The sequence below is a fragment of the Pseudomonas sp. FSO-7 genome, assembly GCF_059579345.1.
Genome location: NZ_CM184193.1, coordinates 4,663,449 through 4,680,098, shown reverse-complemented (window position 1 = coordinate 4,680,098; position 16,650 = coordinate 4,663,449). Strand labels below are relative to the sequence as shown.

The following is a 16,650-nucleotide window of genomic DNA, read 5'->3' as shown; positions in this document are numbered from 1 at the left end:
GCCTTGAAATGTAGGCAACAAAAAGGCCCCCATTGCGGGAGCCTCGATGTTCAGCGTGTCGGCTTACATGTTCGGGTAAGTCGGTCCGCCAGCGCCTTCCGGCGACACCCAGGTGATGTTCTGTGCGGGGTCCTTGATGTCGCAGGTCTTGCAGTGAACGCAGTTCTGGGCATTGATCTGGAAGCGCTTCTCGCCGTCTTCCTTGGTCACCACTTCGTACACGCCAGCCGGGCAGTAGCGCTGGGCCGGTTCGTCGTACAGCGGCAGGTTCTTGCTGATCGGGATGCTCGGGTCGGTCAGCTTCAGGTGGCAGGGTTGTTCTTCTTCGTGGTTGGTACCGGAGATGAACACCGAGCTGAGTTTGTCGAAGCTGAGCTTGCCGTCCGGTTTCGGGTAGTCGATCTTCTTGCAATCGGCCGCCAGTTTCAGGCAAGCGTAGTCAGGCTTGTTGTCGTGCAGGGTGAACGGTATTTTGCCGCCGAAGATGTTCTGGTCGAGCCAGTTGAAACCACCGCCGATGATCGCGCCGTACTTGTGGATCGCGGCACCGAAGTTGCGGCTGGCGAACAGTTCTTCGTACAGCCAGCTGCTCTTGAAACTGTCGACGTAGGCGGTCAGTTCATCACCGCCTTCGGACTCGGCGAACAAGCGATCGGCTACGGCCTCGGCGGCGAGCATGCCGGATTTCATGGCGGTGTGGCTGCCCTTGATCTTGGCGAAGTTCAGGGTGCCGAGGTCGCAACCGATCAGCGCGCCGCCCTTGAAGACCATTTTCGGCAGCGAGTTCAGGCCGCCCTTGCAGATGGCACGGGCGCCGTAGCTGACGCGTTTGCCACCCTCCAGGTACTGCTTGAGCACCGGGTGATGCTTGAGGCGCTGGAACTCGTCGAACGGCGACAGGAAGGTGTTGCTGTAGGACAGGTCGATGATCAGGCCGACCACCACCTGGTTGTTTTCCAGGTGATAGAGGAAGGAGCCGCCGGTGTTCTCGGTGCCCATGATGTCCAGCGGCCAACCGGCGGTGTGCACCACCAGGCCGGGTTGATGCTTGGCCGGGTCGATTTCCCAGATTTCCTTCAGGCCGATGCCGTAGTGCTGGGCGTCGGCGTCGCTGTCCAGGTTGAAACGCTTGATCAACTGCTTGCCGATGTGGCCACGGCAGCCTTCGGCGAACAGCGTGTACTTGCCGCGCAGTTCCATGCCCGGGGTGTAGAGGCCTTCCTTCGGGTGCCCTTCGCGGTCGACACCCAGGTCGCCGGTGATGATCCCGCGCACCACGCCGTTCTCGTCGAACAGCGCTTCCTGGGCGGCGAAGCCCGGGTAGATTTCCACGCCCAGGTTCTCAGCCTGCTGGGCCAGCCAGCGGCACAGGTTGCCCAGGGAAATAATATAGTTGCCTTCGTTGTGCATGGTCTTGGGCACAAAGAAGTCAGGGATTTTGCTCGCGGCCTCGGCGTTTCTCAGGACATAAATGTCATCGCGAACGACGGGCGTGTTCAACGGCGCGCCGAGTTCTTTCCAGTCCGGGAACAGTTCGTTCAGGGCGCGGGGCTCGAACACCGCGCCGGAGAGAATGTGCGCACCGACTTCGGAACCTTTTTCGACCACGCAGACGCTGATTTCCTTACCGGCTTCGGCGGCCTTCTGTTTCAGTCGGCAAGCGGCAGACAGGCCAGCGGGGCCGGCACCGACGATGACCACGTCGAATTCCATGTATTCGCGTTCCACAGGCTATCTCCTACTCAAGGCTCACAGTTTTTCTAATTGGAGGTTTGGCGTTGCATCCGTTGTTTGCTTCGCAAAAACCGACGAAAGCGACAATGGATGGACCGCGGGTCTCTCTTAAGCGGCGCATTATATCTACACCACTCTCAGGGTCCAATACAAACGTTTGTTTGAAATTGCCGCAGCCCAGATAAATCACTGACGTACGGCTTATGACTGACCATTTTGCCGTATTGACCGGAATAGGCGTTCCGGTCAAGATACGGGCGGTTTTGCGCTCGCCGTAGGCTGACTGTTGGTTCCAAGAGCACCTCTAAAGACAGGGCGAAGGCAGCACAAAGTGACGTATTGCGCGGTTCCGAGGCGCAGTTTACACGCCGCGATAATGAATGACCCATCGGTCATCACTGACGAATGGTCTTCACTCCCGTGAGCAGGGTCATGTGTGGTTCATGCCGGCGTTTTTAGAGGTGCCCTTGCGCCCATGAGCATCAACCGCCAGGTTCGCCTAGGCGACTTTTTTTCACCGGAGAGTAACGAGGAATCCATGAAGGTTCTTGTAGCTGTCAAACGAGTGGTCGACTATAACGTCAAGGTTCGCGTCAAGGCGGACAACTCCGGCGTCGACCTCGCCAACGTCAAGATGTCGATGAACCCCTTCTGCGAAATCGCCGTGGAAGAAGCCGTACGCCTGAAAGAGAAAGGCGTGGCAACGGAAATCGTCGTCGTCTCCATCGGCCCGACCACCGCCCAGGAACAACTGCGCACCGCGCTGGCACTGGGTGCCGATCGCGCCATCCTCGTCGAATCCACCGAAGACCTGACCTCGCTGGCCGTGGCCAAGCTGCTCAAGGCCGTTGTCGACAAGGAACAGCCACAGCTGGTGATCCTTGGCAAGCAGGCCATCGACAGCGACAACAACCAGACCGGCCAGATGCTCGCGGCATTGAGCGGCTACGGTCAGGGCACGTTCGCGTCGAAAGTCGAAGTGTCCGGCGACAGCGTTGCCGTGACCCGCGAGATCGACGGCGGCGCGCAGACCGTTTCCCTGAAACTGCCGGCCATCGTCACCACCGACCTGCGTTTGAACGAGCCGCGCTACGCGTCCCTGCCAAACATCATGAAAGCCAAGAAGAAGCCGCTTGAAGTGCTGACGCCTGACGCTTTGGGCGTTTCCACCGCCTCCACCAACAAGACCGTCAAAGTCGAAGCGCCGGCTGCACGCAGCGCGGGCATCAAGGTCAAGTCGGTGGCTGAACTGGTCGAGAAACTGAAAAACGAAGCGAAGGTAATCTGATCATGACTATCTTGGTAATCGCCGAACACGATAACAAGGCGCTGGCTCCGGCCACGCTGAACACTGTTGCTGCCGCTGCCAAAATCGGCGGTGATGTGCACGTCCTGGTAGCCGGGCAGGGCGCTGGCGCCGTTGCCGAAGCCGCTGCGAAAATCGCTGGCGTGGCAAAAGTGCTGTCGGCCGACAACGCTGCCTACGCGCATCAGTTGCCGGAAAACGTTGCTCCGCTGGTTGCAGAGCTGGGCAAGGGCTACAGCCACATCCTGGCGGCCGCCACTTCCAACGGCAAGAACATCCTGCCACGCGTGGCCGCCGCACTGGACGTTGACCAGATATCCGAAATCATCTCGGTGGAAAGCGCCGACACCTTCAAGCGCCCGATCTACGCCGGCAACGCCATTGCCACCGTGCAATCGAACGCTGCGGTCAAGGTCATCACCGTGCGCGCCACCGGTTTCGACCCGGTTGCCGCCGAAGGTGGTTCGGCTGCCGTTGAAGCCGTCGGTGCTGCCCACGACGCCGGCATCTCCAGCTTCGTCAACGAAGAACTGGCCAAGTCCGACCGTCCTGAACTGACTGCGGCCAAGATCGTCGTTTCGGGCGGGCGTGGCATGCAGAACGGTGACAACTTCAAGCACCTGTACGCCCTGGCCGACAAGCTGGGCGCCGCCGTCGGTGCTTCCCGCGCCGCGGTCGACGCCGGTTTCGTGCCCAACGACATGCAGGTCGGCCAGACCGGCAAGATCGTTGCGCCACAGCTGTACATCGCCGTCGGTATCTCCGGCGCGATCCAGCACTTGGCCGGCATGAAAGACTCCAAGGTGATCGTTGCGATCAACAAGGACGAAGAAGCGCCGATCTTCCAGGTGGCCGACTATGGCCTGGTGGCGGACTTGTTCGAAGCCATCCCTGAGCTGGAGAAGCTGGTCTAATCCGGCGTCTTCACTTATAAAGAGCCCGGCCCTTTGGCCGGGCTTTTTATTTTCTGCACTGTTTGTTTTCGCTGCAAGGGGAGCGTATCGCCATGGATCTGCATCGTTTGACCGGCTGGTCGTTGCTGTGGACGTTGGCGGTCATGCCGGGCCTGTCTGTCGCCGCCGGCAAATGTGAACGACTGATCGCCACCGGCAGCCCGGACGCACCGCCTTATCTCTGGCAAGACCCTCAGGACCCCAAGCACTTGATTGGCGCCGGTGCCGACTTGCTGACGCATGTCGCGGCGGAGTTGGGGATCAAGATCGAACTGCTTTATGCCGGCAAGCGCGCCCAGGCGCTGGACGAAGTGCGCAGCGGGCGCATGGACCTGCTCACCGACGCTCCGCTGACCGCCACCGGGCTTGAGGCGTTGGATTACGTCCACCCGCCCTTGTTGGAAAACGATTACCTGGTCTGGACCCGCAAGGACTCGACCCTGGTCATCAACCAACCCGAAGACCTTCACGGTCATCCCGGCGCCTTGTCGGAAAAGTCTCGCATGACCCAAGGATTCGGCGTTTTTGCCGAGCAGCAATTATCCCTGGTGCGCACGCCCAACCTGACCCAGGCCTTTCAGAAATTGCTGCTGGGAGAGGTGGAATATGTCCTGGCGGGGCGCTATTCGGGCCTGGCGATGGCGCAGACACTGGGCATGGCCAGCGACCTGCAAGCCGCACCGCAACCGGTGGATAAACCCGGCCTGTTCCTCGCGGTTTCCCATAACTCCGCCTGCAATGACCCATGGTTGCGCGGACAGCTGGCGCAAAAGATGACAGAATTGGCCGCGTCCGGTCTGACGGAGGCTGTGTTGCAGCGCAATCTCGAGCGTTGGAACACACAGTTGCAGCCACCTGTCAGTGCCCCAAAACAGTAGGGAACATTAGTGACTATTCGACCTCTTTTCGCTGCCCTGGCCGTTCTGGCTCTGGCGGGCTGCGCAGCCGATCCGGCGCCGAATGAACAGATCCGCCTGACCGAACAGGCACTGGAGCAGGCCCGGGCCGTTGGCGCCACTGCCGACGAAGTGCCCGAATTGAAACTGGCTGAAGAAAAATTCGCCCGCGCCAAATCCAACATGGCCGACGAATCCTACAAGAAGGCGCGCATGCGGGCCGAACAGGCTGAACTCGACGCCCGCCTGGCCGAAGCGAAGGTGCTGACCCTCAAGAGCCAGGAGCAACTGAACGTGCTCGACACCCGCATCAAGCGCTTGCGCAAACAATTGAGGGAGGATGCCCAATGACGCGCTCCCACGTATTGGGCGGCCTGGTCCTCGCGGGCCTGGCCAGCTTGTATGGCTGCGCTGGCCAGCGCAGCGAAGCGGCGATCGAGCAGGCCAGCACCGATTTCCAGAAGGTCAAGGAAGACGCCAACGTATTGCGTGCCGCGCCCCGGGACGTGATTCGCGCCGGTGAATCCCTGGCCCGTGCCGATCGCTTGTCCAGCTACTGGGGCAGCGGCGAGGACGTGCAGCATTACGCCTACCTGAGCCAGCGCTACAGTGCGATCGCGCGGGAGCACAGCAACCAGGTGCTCAACGAAGAGCGTGCGGCGAAGCTCGAACTGGAGCGTCAGCGCCTGCAGTTGGCCTTGCGTGAATCCAAGTTGCTGAGTGTGCAACAACAGGGCAAATGGCTCGAAGAGCAGATCATGGCGATGGCGACCACTCAGACCGATCGCGGCCTGGTGATGACCCTGGGTGACGTGCTGTTCGACACCGGCGAAGCGGAACTGAAGAACTCGGCCAACCGGGTGGTGCTCAAGATTGTGCAGTTCTTGCAGCTCAATCCCAAGCGCGTGGTGCGTATCGAGGGGTACACCGACAGCACCGGCGGCAAGCAGGAAAACCTCAAGCTGTCTCGCGATCGCGCGCAAGCGGTCGCGGATGTGCTGGTGGACCTGGGGATTGATGAAAAGCGCATCCAGGTCGAAGGCTACGGTGATGAGTACCCGGTGGACGTCAACGCGTCCGAGCGTGGCCGGGCACAGAATCGTCGTGTTGAAATTGTGTTCTCCGACGAAAAAGGCCAGCTCGGCGCCGCCCGCTAAGGGTCGCGTCACTGGAAAACCCGGCCCCTGTAAAAGGCGCCGGGTTTTTTTTGGCCCCGCAATCGGATGCACGATGAGTACAGTTAGAGCTGTCACTCCACTGTACTGTCGAGTAATCTGGCAACTGTCCCCGTACACTTCTAAACTGTTCCGGTATCGTTTCCAACAAGAATAAAATGCCCGTGAAATCGAGTGCTGCGTCATGACCAACCTCCTGCTCTATCAACGTATTGCTCAACAGCTGGCTGAAGACATCCGGCGCGGTGTGTATCAGCCTGGTGAACGCGTGCCGTCGGTGCGCAAGATGAGCTCGCAGCTCAACGTCAGCCACGCCACGGTGTTGCAGGCCTACGCGAACCTTGAAGACCAGGGGCTGATTCGTGCGCGGCCGCAATCGGGCTACTACGTGCACCAGACGCCGGCCCTGACGGCACCGACGCCGGACATTGCCCGGGTAGAGCGTCCGGGACTGGTAACGCGCAGCAGCATCATCCAGCAGGTATTGGTCGAGTCGCGCCGCGAAGGGGTGTTTCCCCTGGGGGCGGCGGTGCCGAGCGTCGACTATCTGCCTGTTCGAGCCCTGCATCAGCAATTGGCCAAGGTCACGCGTTTCCACAGCCCACGGGCGTTCAGCTACATGTTCAGCCCGGGCTTCGAGCCGTTGCGGCGCCAAGTGGCGATTCGCATGCGCGATGCCGGTGTCGTGGTGGACCCTTCCGAGGTGGTGATCACCCACGGTTGCGTCGATGCGCTGCAGATGTCCTTGCGGGTGCTGACGCGGCCGGGAGACTTGATCGCCGCCGAGTCGCCGACCTATTACGGCTTGCTGCAACTGGCGGACCTGCTGGGCCTCAAAGTCATCGAGATCCCCAGCGATCCGGTCACCGGCATGAGCCTGGAGGCTTTGCAACTGGCGGCCAACCAGTGGTCGATCAAGGCGCTGGTGCTGACCACGCGCCTGAGCAATCCCCTCGGCGGCACCATGCCTGAGGAGCGGCAAAAACAACTGCTGCGCCTGGCGTCGGACTTCGACATCCAGGTCGTCGAGGACGATATCTATGGCGAGCTGATGTTCGAGCAGGGGCGCACCAAGGCCCTCAAGGCCTACGACCGACTGGACCGGGTCATCTACTGTTCGAGTTTTTCCAAGACGTTGTCGCCAGGTGTGCGCATCGGTTGGATGATCGCGGGGAAATTCCAGCAGGAAATCCAGCGGCTCCAGACCTTCAGTACTCACTCGGCCTGCAGCGTCACGCAGATGGGCATTGCCGCCTACCTGGAAAACGGCGGCTATGACCGGCACCTGCGTTATATCCGCCAGGAGTACCGCAAGAACCTCAGCGCCTTTCAGTTGGCGGTGCAACAGTACTTCCCCGAAGGCACGCAAATGAGCCGTCCCACCGGCGGTTTCATCCTTTGGGTCAGCCTGCCGGGTCGGGTCAATACCCAGGAGTTGCATGTGCGGGCGTTGCAACAAGGCATCAGTATCGCGCCAGGGCTGATTTTCAGTAACACCGAACAGTTCAACCATTGCATCCGCTTGAATTGCGGCACCCCCTGGAACCGTGAGGCAGAGCGGGCCTTGATGACGCTGGGGTTGCTGGCGACCCAATTGTGCCAAGAAACGGCCAACGGGTTTCTATAGGAATCAGCGGCTTAGCTTGATGTGCTTGTCAGCGCCTCATTATCAGGCGAGCATGGGGATCTCTGCCGTCAGTGCCGTTGTGTCTATGAAAGCCATTGTCCCTGTTGCCTGGGTTTTGATCGGCGTGTTCAGTGCCTTCCAAATGGGAGGTGTCGTCGTGGCGGCTCCGGCGCAGGAAAAACCGGCCGTCAGTGCCACGAAGAATGCGCCGAAAAAAACCGCGATGGTCAAGAAGCCGTCCGCTACAAAGGCGACTGCGGCGAAGAAAAAAAAGCGTGCGCCCATTGCTTCCAAGAGCAAATCCGCCCGCGAGGTCGCCAAGACGCCATTGCCGCCGGCCAAGCTGGACCTGAGCCTGCCCCATGACATGGTTGAGGAACTGCAGCCACCGGGTAAGGTACCGCTGCCCAAGCGGGAACCGCTCTTACCGTCAATGTTCGGAGAGAAACCCGGACCGTTCCAGCTCAATGGCCGGTTGTTGAGCAATGAAATGCAGCTACCGTTGCGCAACCAGGAGCGCAACGAGGTGGAAGGTGCGGCGCTGGATTTCGAGTTCAAGCAGTAAACCTTCCACGGGCATGCAGCTCGTCGCTGACCGTTCGGTCATTTCGCCGATGGCAAAAAAACACGCAGACGGTAATTTAAAACGAGTGTTTTAGCCGTTACTCTGTGTTCTGTTACCAATCATTACTTGCCGCGAGGATGTTGTCGTCATGAAGTGCCGTGAAGGCTGTGGCGCCTGTTGCATCGCCCCTTCCATCAGCTCACCTATCCCTGGTATGCCCCAAGGCAAACCGGCGGGAGAACGTTGCGTGCAACTATCGCTCGATAACCTGTGCCGGATTTTTGGCCAACCAGAGCGTCCGGCGGTGTGCTCGGCGTTCGAAGCCGACATCGAGGTGTGCGGCGACAGCAGTGAAGAGGCCATCCGCTTGATTGGTTGGTGGGAGCAAGTCACGGCAGCGTAATGGGTCAATGAACGGATCCGAAATGAACGAACTTGGACAATAAGGAAAAAACTATGGGTTCGCTGCACCGTATGGCTGTGTTGTGTGGGTTGACCGTGTTGCTGGCAACGGCCACCGCCCAGGCAGAGGACTGGCAGGTTGCCAAGGAGAAGGAAGGTATCAAGGTTTCCCTCAGTGAAGTGGCGGGCTCCAAGTACAAGGCCTATCGCGGCGTGGCGGTGATGAAAACCACCATGGCCAAGTTGCGCAGCTTGCAGGAGGACGTTGCTGGCGCCTGCGCCTGGATTCATGAGTGCAAGAGCCAGAAACTGCTCAAGCACGAAGGCGACAGGAGTTGGACTTATACCCAATTCAACACGCCATGGCCGGTCACGCCTCGGGACTCGGTGCTGGAAGTCACCACCGAGGAGGGCGCTGACGGCAGCCTGACTCGCAAGCTCAAGGGCGTGCCGACATACCTCCCCGAGGAGAAAGGTTTCGTACGGGTGGCCCAGGTCGACGGCTTCTGGAAATTCACGCCAAAGGGCGCGGACCAGATTGAAGTCGTTTATCAGGTCCACACCGAACCGGGGGGTGACGTGCCGTCCTGGCTGGCGAACAAGTTCGTGGTGGATGCGCCGTTCAACACCCTCAAGGCCCTGAAGGAACGCGCCGAAAAGTGATCGGCCAAGATGCACAAAAAAGACCGCCCCCGAGGCGGTCTTTTCATGTGTGCCGTCCAGGCATCCGGCGGAACGATTGTCCGGCCCTCAATGTCGAGATAAAGGTAAGCCAGGCTCTGAATTGATCAAGGAGACACTGATGCAAATGTGGGAAATCACTTTCATTGACGATCACGGTGAAAAAACTGTCGAGCAGTTCGACTATGACCAGAAGCCCACCATGGAGCAGGCCGCCCAATTGATCCGCGAAAGGTTGCTACCCGTGCTCAACCAGCTGGATCTCAACGACTTGGAGGACCGCACCGAAGACCCGACAGTCAAGAACCTCAAGTCCCAGAACAGTATTGAAATCCTCAGCATTACACCGATTTCATGAAACCTTGCCTGGTCTCGCTTGGCAGTGGCCATCACTTGCGGCTACTCTGCAATTGAGATCAGCGAAAGGATCGCCAAGGTCCGGTCTTGTCAGCTACATGCTTGTGTCCCGACGGCCATTTGATGCCGTATCGCTTGCAGCCTGAGGGCTTCACGCACGGGAAGACGGAAAGTCTATCCATCGGTTTTAGGAGGACGTTTCATGAGCACAGCCTATCAAGAAGACATCAGCACCAGCGTATTGCGCCGCATGAAAGAAGGCGGTTTCGATTTTTCCCGATTCCATCCCATTGAGTTCTACGCCATTTTCCCGGACGAGGAGCGGGCGCGCAGGGCGGCAGGTCATTTTCGGGGCGAATCGTTGAACGCGCAGATCAGTGCACGGGACGACGGGGCTTGGTCATTGGAACTGAGCCGGGTGATGTACGCCACTTACGATGACATAGGAGACTTCGAGCAAGACTTTGAGGCAGTCGTCGAACCCTTGGGTGGCGTTATCGAGGGTTGGGGTGTCAAGCAAGAGATCCGGCGCCTGCAGGCCTGACAGCCACTCACCGCAACCACAGCAACGGCTGACCTTTGTGTCGGCCGTTTTCATGTGCGTCATCTGAACCATCGTCATCGCGAGCAAGCTCGCTCCCACAATGGATGGTCGATGTCCGCCTGTGGGAGCGGGCTTGCCCGCGATGACGGCGGCACAACCAACATCATTGCCCGCTGACCCACCGCAATCCTTCCCCCAGGTTTTGTACCTAACTGTATCGAGACCAGGCCGCTTCGTTTTTCCATGGCTATGCTCAGGAGAGCGACGCCCCTGCGTCGCAATGAAGCGGGGGGCGGCGGGTTGGGGGCATTTGCTGCACTATAAAAGTGCGCGGCCTCTCAATGGATATTCCAACCCGTTGATCATAAAGCGTTTATGCCGATGGCACGGGGCTTGCGAAGCCTTGCTGCCAGGGTGACAAGGAGCACGGCATGATCCGCAGCGGTTTTGATGAAATGTACGATGCCGACGGCCAGGTCCGCCCGCACTACCAGGCGTTTGCCCGCTGGCTGGCCGACACGCCTGACGAACTGCTGGCGCAACGCAGGCGCGAAGCCGACCTGTTGTTCCACCGTGCGGGCATTACGTTCACGCTCTACGGCGACGAGCAAGGGACCGAGCGCCTGATCCCGTTCGACACGATCCCGCGCAGCATCCCGGCCAGCGAATGGCGGGTGGTCGAACGTGGCTGCATCCAGCGGGTCAAGGCGCTGAACATGTTCCTGGCCGACCTTTACCACGAACAACGGATCATCCGGGCCGGCATCATCCCCGCCGAGCAGGTGCTGGCCAACGAGCAGTACCAACTGGCGATGCAAGGGCTGGACCTGCACCGTGACATCTATGCACACATTTGCGGTGTCGACCTGGTGCGCGACGGTGACGGCACCTACTACGTGCTCGAAGACAATCTGCGCACGCCCAGCGGCGTCAGCTACATGCTCGAAGACCGCAAGATGATGATGCGCCTGTTTCCCGAACTGTTCGCCGCCCAGCGTATCGCCCCCATCGACCACTATCCGAACCTGCTGCTCGACACTCTGAAAAGCTCCAGCCCGCTGGACGACCCCAGCGTTGTGGTACTCACGCCGGGGCGTTTCAACAGCGCGTTCTTCGAGCACGCGTTCCTGGCCCGGGAGATGGGTGTGGAGTTGGTGGAAGGCGCCGACCTGTTCGTACGGGATGACAGAGTGTTCATGCGCACCACCGACGGGCCGAAGGCGGTGGATGTGATCTACCGTCGCCTCGACGACGCGTTCCTCGATCCACTGGCCTTCAATCCGGATTCGATGCTCGGCGTACCGGGCCTGTTGTCCTCCTACCGTTCCGGCAACGTGGTGCTGGCCAATGCCATCGGCACGGGGGTGGCGGACGACAAGTCGGTGTACCCGTTCGTCACCGACATGATCCGCTTTTACCTGGACGAAGAGCCGATCCTGAAGAACGTTCCTACATGGCAGTGTCGTAATCCTGCTGAGCTTTCCCACGTACTGGCCAATCTTCCCGACCTGGTGGTCAAGGAAACCCAGGGTTCCGGCGGTTATGGAATGCTGGTGGGGCCGGCCGCGACGACGGCGCAGATCGATGCCTTTCGCGAGCGGATCAAGGCCAAGCCGCACGCCTATATCGCCCAACCGACGCTGTCACTCTCGACGTGCCCGACCTTTGTCGAAAACGGCATCGCCCCGCGCCACATCGACTTGCGTCCGTTTGTGCTGGCCGGTCGCGAGACCCGCGTGGTCCCCGGTGGGCTCACGCGGGTGGCGCTGCGCGAAGGCTCCCTGGTGGTGAATTCATCCCAGGGCGGCGGTACCAAGGACACTTGGGTGGTCGAGGATTAAGGAGCTGCCATGCTGAGTAGAACCGCCTCGGACCTGTACTGGATGTCGCGCTACCTGGAGCGGGCGGAAAACCTCGCGCGGATGCTCGATGTCAGTTACTCGTTGTCATTGATGCCCCAGGACGGGCGTGGCGACGGCCTGCACGAACTGGCCATGCCGCTGCTGATCACCGGCACGCTGGACGATTACCGGGAGCGACACGGCGATCTGCACGCCGAGCGCCTGCTGCATTTCTTTGCCCTGGAAGCGGCCAACCCGGCCAGCATCTACAGTTGCCTTGGCTCCGCGCGCGCCAGTGCCCATGCGGTACGTGGCCGAATCACTGCCGACATGTGGGAAAACATCAACGCCACCTGGCTGGAAATTCGCGGTATCGGCGAGCAAGGCTTGAATCGCTACGGCATGAGCCGTTTCTGCGAGTGGATCAAGGAGCGCTCGCACCTGTTTCGCGGTGCGACCTACGGCACCATCATGCGCAACGATGCGTTCCGGTTCATTCGCCTGGGGACCTTTATCGAAAGGGCCGACAACACCCTGCGCTTGCTCGATGCCCGCTACGAAATGGCCGGCGACCAGGCCGACGCGGTCAGCGACGGCACGGCCCACGCGTACTACCAATGGAGCGCCTTGTTGCGGGCCTTGTCGTCCTTCGAGGCTTATACCGAGATCTACCGTGACGCCCCGGGCGCTCGCCATGTGGCTGAGTTGCTGTTGTTGCGCGCCGACGTGCCGCGCTCGTTGCGCGCCTGTACCGAAGAAATCAACCAGATCCTCGCGAGCCTGCCGGGCACCAACGGCCGGCAGGCACAACGGCTGGCGGCGGAAATGGACGCACGGCTGCGCTACACCGGCATCAACGAAATCCTTGACGGGGGCCTGCATGCCTGGCTCACCGAATTCATCCCACTGGTCCGTGAACTGGGCAATGCCATTCACAGTTCCTACCTGGAGGTCATATGAGACTCTCGATCAGCCATGAAACGGCCTACCACTATGAAGATCAGGTTCGCGCCAGCATCCAGTACCTGCGCCTGACGCCCCACGACAGCGAACGCCAGCATGTGCTGAGCTGGCAACTTGATTTGCCGCGGCCGGTGCGGGCGCAACTGGATCCGTTCGGCAACATTCTCCACGTGCTGACCCTGGATGAACCCCACGAAACGGTCATCATCGGTGCCCGCGGACAGGTGGATATCGATCCGTTGCGCGAAGCCGAACACGAGAGTCAGTCGGCGCTGCCGTTCCTGCGCTTCACTCGGCTGACCGAAGCGGACGAGGCCCTTCGAACCTTCGCCGCGCAGCAATGCCAGCAGCGTCGTGATCGCACGGCCCTGATCGACCTGATGCAGGGGTTGAACCAGCACATGACCTACACCCCTGGCACCACGGCCGTCGAGACCAGTGCGGCCCAGGCGTTCGCCGGTCGTAGCGGGGTGTGCCAGGACCATACCCACGCCTTCCTGGCCTGCGCGCGTAGCCTGGGTGTGCCGGCGCGGTATGTGTCGGGTTATCTGTTCAGCGAAGAGAGCGAGCACCTGGCGAGCCATGCCTGGGCAGAGGCCTGGCTGGACGACGCCTGGTACAGCTTCGACGTGACCAACCAACTGGCCCGTCCGGAGCGCCATCTGAAACTGGCCGTGGGCCTGGATTACCTGGACGCCTGCCCGGTGCGTGGCATGCGCCGCGGCGGCGGTTGCGAGCAGATGCACGCCAAGCTGGTCGTGACACCGGCGCCGGTGATCACGGTGCAACAACAATAACCGCCTGGTGAGCGAGCTTTTGTGGCGAGGGGATTTATCCCCGCTGGGCTGCGCGGCAGCCCTAAAGCAGTGAACTCAATCTTGCTGGTACACCGAGTTGCCTGGTTTGGGGGCCACTTCGCAGCCCAACGGGGATAAATCCCCTCGCCACAAAAGAGCAATCTCACGGGGCCAATGGCTGCTTGCGCCCCGCCATATGCTTCAAATAACCCACCAGCAAATCCAGCTCCGAGTCCGGCAACACCGCTGCCGAGAACCCGGGCATCTTGCCCTGGGGCCAATGCCGCATGCCTTGCGGGTCGCGAATGTAGCGCTTGAGGAAATCCCCGGAGAAGTATTCGGTGGGATTGAAGGGAATGTTCAGGTCAGGGCCGAACTGTGCATCGCCAGCGCCATTGAGCCGATGACACGCCAGGCAGTTCTTCTGGAACAGCGCGAAACCTTTATTGATCGGGTCGTCCTTGGCCAGGCTGGGCGCCGGTAGCAGGGCCGGGAAGCGTTCGGCCACCGCCGACAGGCGCTTGATGCTCGCCACCGCGTAGGGCCATTGTTCCGGGCTGATACGGCCAGCCTGCGGGTCGGTCCAGACCAAATAGAAAGGCCCGGCACTGGACTTGCCTTCCCCCAGCGACGGCCAAGGCTTGGCCGGGTCTTCGATCGCCAGCCAGGCCCGGGCCCCGCTCTGGTTGAGTAATGGCGCGGCCGGCATCTCGGCAGCGAAGCCGTCCAGGGCAACGGCCTGCAGGTGGTCGTCCGGCTGGATGCCCGTCAACAGTGACGTCAGCGGCACGGCTCGATAACTCATGGGTTTCTTGTAGGAAACGTCCTCAGCAATCTGGACTGTTTGAGCGTCCGGATGCTTGAGCAGTTCTTCGGTTTGCCAGGTACGCGTGCTCGCGCCCAACTCCAGTACCAGTTGCGCAGCATAAAGGGGCGTGCTGAGCAGCAACGCCCCGAACACAATGAGAGCTTTCAAGTCGATCGCCTTCCATGTCGAGGGGGGGCCGCAAAGGTTGGCACAGCCATCGCGGTTCGAACAGTGAACCCGTTACATTTTTGGCGACAGTAACGTATTGAATGATGCAGATGCCCCCGCGCCGGGTTCAGCCAATCACCTTGGTGATATTCGGCAAAATCAACAGCAGCGTCGTGGCAAAGAGAATGAGTCCGGCTTGACGAACTTTCGAATGTTTGAACATGGCTGATCCGCCTTTTTTGTTATGTCCTGAAAACCAGCCTGCATATCCATGACGGCTGGCGTTGCACTTCCTGTTCCGACAAGCGCCTCGGCAAAACCCGACGACTAACTTGTACAAGGATTACATTAGGGGCCGCAGCCGCCTTGGCTTAGATCCAATTCGTATCAACTTGGCATATATCGCTATTAAAACGGCATGAGGCCTATTGCCACCTTCTTGCCGGCCCTTTTGCTAGACAGCTTGCCCACCTGAATCGGTTAACCCGATAGCTCGCTACCGTTCGTCTGAGCGTGGCCGTCAACGTCATTGAGCGCTGTGGTCATTGAATCCGGCGCCGCTGGGCTTATGGTTGGAGGCATCGCATTATCCCGTGGTTCGAGGATGTCATGACCCAAGCTTTGATTTTCGACGCATTACGCACGCCTCGTGGCAAGGGCAAGGCTGATGGCGCCCTGCACAGCGTCAAGCCAGTGAACCTGATGGGGGGACTGCTCAGCGCCTTGCAGCAGCGTATGGATCTGGACACCCGCCAGGTCGACGACATCGTGCTCGGTTGCGTGACGCCAGTGGGCGAGCAGGGTGCCGATATCGCCAAGACCGCTGCGTTGGTGGCCAACTGGGATGTCAGCGTGGCGGGCGTGCAGCTCAATCGGTTTTGCGCCTCGGGCCTGGAAGCGGTGAACCTGGCGGCCATGAAAGTGCGTTCGGGGTTCGAAGACCTGGTGGTGGCCGGCGGCGTCGAATCCATGTCCCGGGTGCCCATGGGCAGCGATGGCGGTGCGTGGGCGCTGGACCCGCAATCCAACCTGCAGGGCCACTTCATTCCCCAGGGCATCGGCGCTGACCTGATCGCCACCCTGGAGGGCTTCAGCCGCGAGGACATCGACCGCTACGCGCTGCACTCCCAGCAAAAAGCCGCACGCGCCCGGGCCGACGGTTCGTTCGATAAATCCCTGGTGGCCGTGCGGGACCAAAATGGCATCGTGCTGTTGGACCACGACGAATTCATCCGCGCCGACTCCACCCTCGAAGGCCTGGGCAAGCTCAAGCCGAGTTTCGAAGCCATGGGCCAGATGGGCTTCGACGGCACGGCGCTGCGGGTCTACAGCCATGTCGAACGGATCCATCATGTGCACACGCCGGGCAACAGTTCCGGCATCGTCGACGGCGCGGCGCTGATGTTGATCGGTTCCGAAGCCAAGGGGCGCGCCATGGGCCTCCAACCCCGGGCACGGATCGTCGCCACGGCCGTCACCAGTACCGACCCGACCATCATGCTCACCGGCCCTGCGCCGGCCACCCGCAAGGCCCTGGCCAAGGCCGGGTTGCGGGTGGAGGACATCGACCTGTTCGAAGTCAACGAAGCCTTCGCCTCGGTGGTGCTCAAGTTCATCAAGGACATGGCCATCGACCCTGCCAAGGTCAACGTCAACGGTGGCTCCATCGCCATGGGGCATCCCTTGGGGGCCACCGGCTGCGCAATCCTTGGCACGCTGCTCGACGAGTTGGAGGTGCGTCGCCTGCGCTATGGCCTGGCGACTCTCTGTGTCGGCGGCGGCATGGGCATTGCCACCGTCATCGAACGCCTCTGAGCCCTGACTTCAAGGAAC

Annotated in this window: 17 protein-coding genes; 15 read left to right on the top strand and 2 right to left on the bottom strand. The window is 60.6% G+C overall.

Annotated features, from left to right (window positions below; all coding sequences use genetic code 11):
- Positions 1-63: 63 nt before the first annotated feature.
- Positions 64-1,728 (bottom strand): electron transfer flavoprotein-ubiquinone oxidoreductase, encoded by a 1,665-nt coding sequence (locus AC515T_RS20310; RefSeq protein ID WP_496529779.1) that lies wholly within the window; start codon positions 1,726-1,728, stop codon positions 64-66.
- 544 nt (positions 1,729-2,272) lie between these two features.
- Here AC515T_RS20310 and AC515T_RS20305 point away from each other — a divergent pair.
- The 14 genes from AC515T_RS20305 (at position 2,273) to AC515T_RS20240 (ending at position 13,841) form a co-directional block, all read left to right on the top strand.
- A complete protein-coding gene (locus tag AC515T_RS20305; RefSeq protein WP_496529778.1) occupies positions 2,273-3,022 on the top strand; it encodes an electron transfer flavoprotein subunit beta/FixA family protein in 750 nt (249 codons plus the stop codon).
- A 2-nt stretch (positions 3,023-3,024) separates the two neighbouring features.
- Positions 3,025-3,954 carry an electron transfer flavoprotein subunit alpha/FixB family protein gene (locus AC515T_RS20300; protein WP_496529777.1) on the top strand — a complete coding sequence of 310 codons (930 nt, stop codon included), beginning with the start codon at positions 3,025-3,027 and terminating at the stop codon, positions 3,952-3,954.
- 92 nt (positions 3,955-4,046) lie between these two features.
- Positions 4,047-4,871, top strand: coding sequence for a substrate-binding periplasmic protein (locus AC515T_RS20295; RefSeq protein WP_496529776.1), 825 nt, complete (start codon positions 4,047-4,049; stop codon positions 4,869-4,871).
- Between the two features lie 9 nt (positions 4,872-4,880).
- Positions 4,881-5,240: a DUF4398 domain-containing protein gene (locus AC515T_RS20290; protein WP_003204190.1), complete on the top strand. Its 360-nt coding sequence runs from the start codon at positions 4,881-4,883 to the stop codon at positions 5,238-5,240.
- Positions 5,237-6,046 (top strand): OmpA family protein, encoded by an 810-nt coding sequence (locus AC515T_RS20285; RefSeq protein WP_496529775.1) that lies wholly within the window; start codon positions 5,237-5,239, stop codon positions 6,044-6,046. The genes AC515T_RS20290 and AC515T_RS20285 overlap by 4 nt, the downstream gene beginning before the upstream one ends.
- Positions 6,047-6,248: 202 nt before the next feature.
- Positions 6,249-7,691, top strand: a complete 1,443-nt coding sequence (locus AC515T_RS20280; protein ID WP_210639781.1) for an aminotransferase-like domain-containing protein — start codon at positions 6,249-6,251, stop codon at positions 7,689-7,691.
- Between the two features lie 85 nt (positions 7,692-7,776).
- A complete protein-coding gene (locus AC515T_RS20275; RefSeq protein ID WP_496529774.1) occupies positions 7,777-8,256 on the top strand; it encodes a translation initiation factor 2 in 480 nt (159 codons plus the stop codon).
- Positions 8,257-8,404: 148 nt separating this feature from the next.
- Positions 8,405-8,659 (top strand): YkgJ family cysteine cluster protein, encoded by a 255-nt coding sequence (locus AC515T_RS20270; RefSeq protein ID WP_496529773.1) that lies wholly within the window; start codon positions 8,405-8,407, stop codon positions 8,657-8,659.
- A gap of 53 nt (positions 8,660-8,712) precedes the next feature.
- On the top strand, positions 8,713-9,321 hold the full coding sequence (locus AC515T_RS20265; RefSeq protein WP_496529772.1) for an START domain-containing protein: 609 nt from the start codon (positions 8,713-8,715) through the stop codon (positions 9,319-9,321).
- 139 nt (positions 9,322-9,460) lie between these two features.
- Positions 9,461-9,697, top strand: a complete 237-nt coding sequence (locus AC515T_RS20260) for a hypothetical protein (protein ID WP_496529771.1) — start codon at positions 9,461-9,463, stop codon at positions 9,695-9,697.
- Between the two features lie 201 nt (positions 9,698-9,898).
- Positions 9,899-10,240: a ribonuclease E inhibitor RraB gene (locus tag AC515T_RS20255; RefSeq protein WP_003179463.1), complete on the top strand. Its 342-nt coding sequence runs from the start codon at positions 9,899-9,901 to the stop codon at positions 10,238-10,240.
- 431 nt (positions 10,241-10,671) lie between these two features.
- Positions 10,672-12,081: a circularly permuted type 2 ATP-grasp protein gene (locus AC515T_RS20250; protein ID WP_496529770.1), complete on the top strand. Its 1,410-nt coding sequence runs from the start codon at positions 10,672-10,674 to the stop codon at positions 12,079-12,081.
- A 9-nt stretch (positions 12,082-12,090) separates the two neighbouring features.
- Positions 12,091-13,041 (top strand): alpha-E domain-containing protein, encoded by a 951-nt coding sequence (locus AC515T_RS20245; protein WP_496529769.1) that lies wholly within the window; start codon positions 12,091-12,093, stop codon positions 13,039-13,041.
- The gene (locus AC515T_RS20240; RefSeq protein ID WP_496529768.1) at positions 13,038-13,841 is read left to right on the top strand and encodes a transglutaminase family protein; all 804 of its coding nucleotides are present in this window, start codon (positions 13,038-13,040) and stop codon (positions 13,839-13,841) included. Before AC515T_RS20245 ends, AC515T_RS20240 begins: the two co-directional genes overlap by 4 nt.
- A gap of 163 nt (positions 13,842-14,004) precedes the next feature.
- Here the strand turns inward: AC515T_RS20240 and AC515T_RS20235 are convergent, their stop codons facing one another.
- The gene (locus AC515T_RS20235; RefSeq protein WP_496529767.1) at positions 14,005-14,817 is read right to left on the bottom strand and encodes a c-type cytochrome; all 813 of its coding nucleotides are present in this window, start codon (positions 14,815-14,817) and stop codon (positions 14,005-14,007) included.
- 609 nt (positions 14,818-15,426) lie between these two features.
- Between AC515T_RS20235 and AC515T_RS20230 the strand changes: the two genes are divergently transcribed.
- Positions 15,427-16,632, top strand: a complete 1,206-nt coding sequence (locus tag AC515T_RS20230) for an acetyl-CoA C-acetyltransferase (RefSeq protein ID WP_496529766.1) — start codon at positions 15,427-15,429, stop codon at positions 16,630-16,632.
- Positions 16,633-16,650 lie beyond the last annotated feature (18 nt).

What these genes read in the sequence shown, in the direction of transcription:
- AC515T_RS20285 (WP_496529775.1), top strand. Translation starts at nt 5,237, where the DNA reads ATGACGCGCTCCCACGTATTGGGCGGCCTGGTCCTCGCGGGCCTGGCC.
- AC515T_RS20230 (WP_496529766.1), top strand. Translation starts at nt 15,427, where the DNA reads ATGACCCAAGCTTTGATTTTCGACGCATTACGCACGCCTCGTGGCAAG.
- AC515T_RS20265 (WP_496529772.1), top strand. Translation starts at nt 8,713, where the DNA reads ATGGGTTCGCTGCACCGTATGGCTGTGTTGTGTGGGTTGACCGTGTTG.
- AC515T_RS20300 (WP_496529777.1), top strand. Translation starts at nt 3,025, where the DNA reads ATGACTATCTTGGTAATCGCCGAACACGATAACAAGGCGCTGGCTCCG.
- AC515T_RS20250 (WP_496529770.1), top strand. Translation starts at nt 10,672, where the DNA reads ATGATCCGCAGCGGTTTTGATGAAATGTACGATGCCGACGGCCAGGTC.
- AC515T_RS20275 (WP_496529774.1), top strand. Translation starts at nt 7,777, where the DNA reads ATGAAAGCCATTGTCCCTGTTGCCTGGGTTTTGATCGGCGTGTTCAGT.
- AC515T_RS20280 (WP_210639781.1), top strand. Translation starts at nt 6,249, where the DNA reads ATGACCAACCTCCTGCTCTATCAACGTATTGCTCAACAGCTGGCTGAA.
- AC515T_RS20255 (WP_003179463.1), top strand. Translation starts at nt 9,899, where the DNA reads ATGAGCACAGCCTATCAAGAAGACATCAGCACCAGCGTATTGCGCCGC.
- AC515T_RS20270 (WP_496529773.1), top strand. Translation starts at nt 8,405, where the DNA reads ATGAAGTGCCGTGAAGGCTGTGGCGCCTGTTGCATCGCCCCTTCCATC.
- AC515T_RS20245 (WP_496529769.1), top strand. Translation starts at nt 12,091, where the DNA reads ATGCTGAGTAGAACCGCCTCGGACCTGTACTGGATGTCGCGCTACCTG.
- AC515T_RS20240 (WP_496529768.1), top strand. Translation starts at nt 13,038, where the DNA reads ATGAGACTCTCGATCAGCCATGAAACGGCCTACCACTATGAAGATCAG.
- AC515T_RS20295 (WP_496529776.1), top strand. Translation starts at nt 4,047, where the DNA reads ATGGATCTGCATCGTTTGACCGGCTGGTCGTTGCTGTGGACGTTGGCG.
- AC515T_RS20260 (WP_496529771.1), top strand. Translation starts at nt 9,461, where the DNA reads ATGCAAATGTGGGAAATCACTTTCATTGACGATCACGGTGAAAAAACT.
- AC515T_RS20305 (WP_496529778.1), top strand. Translation starts at nt 2,273, where the DNA reads ATGAAGGTTCTTGTAGCTGTCAAACGAGTGGTCGACTATAACGTCAAG.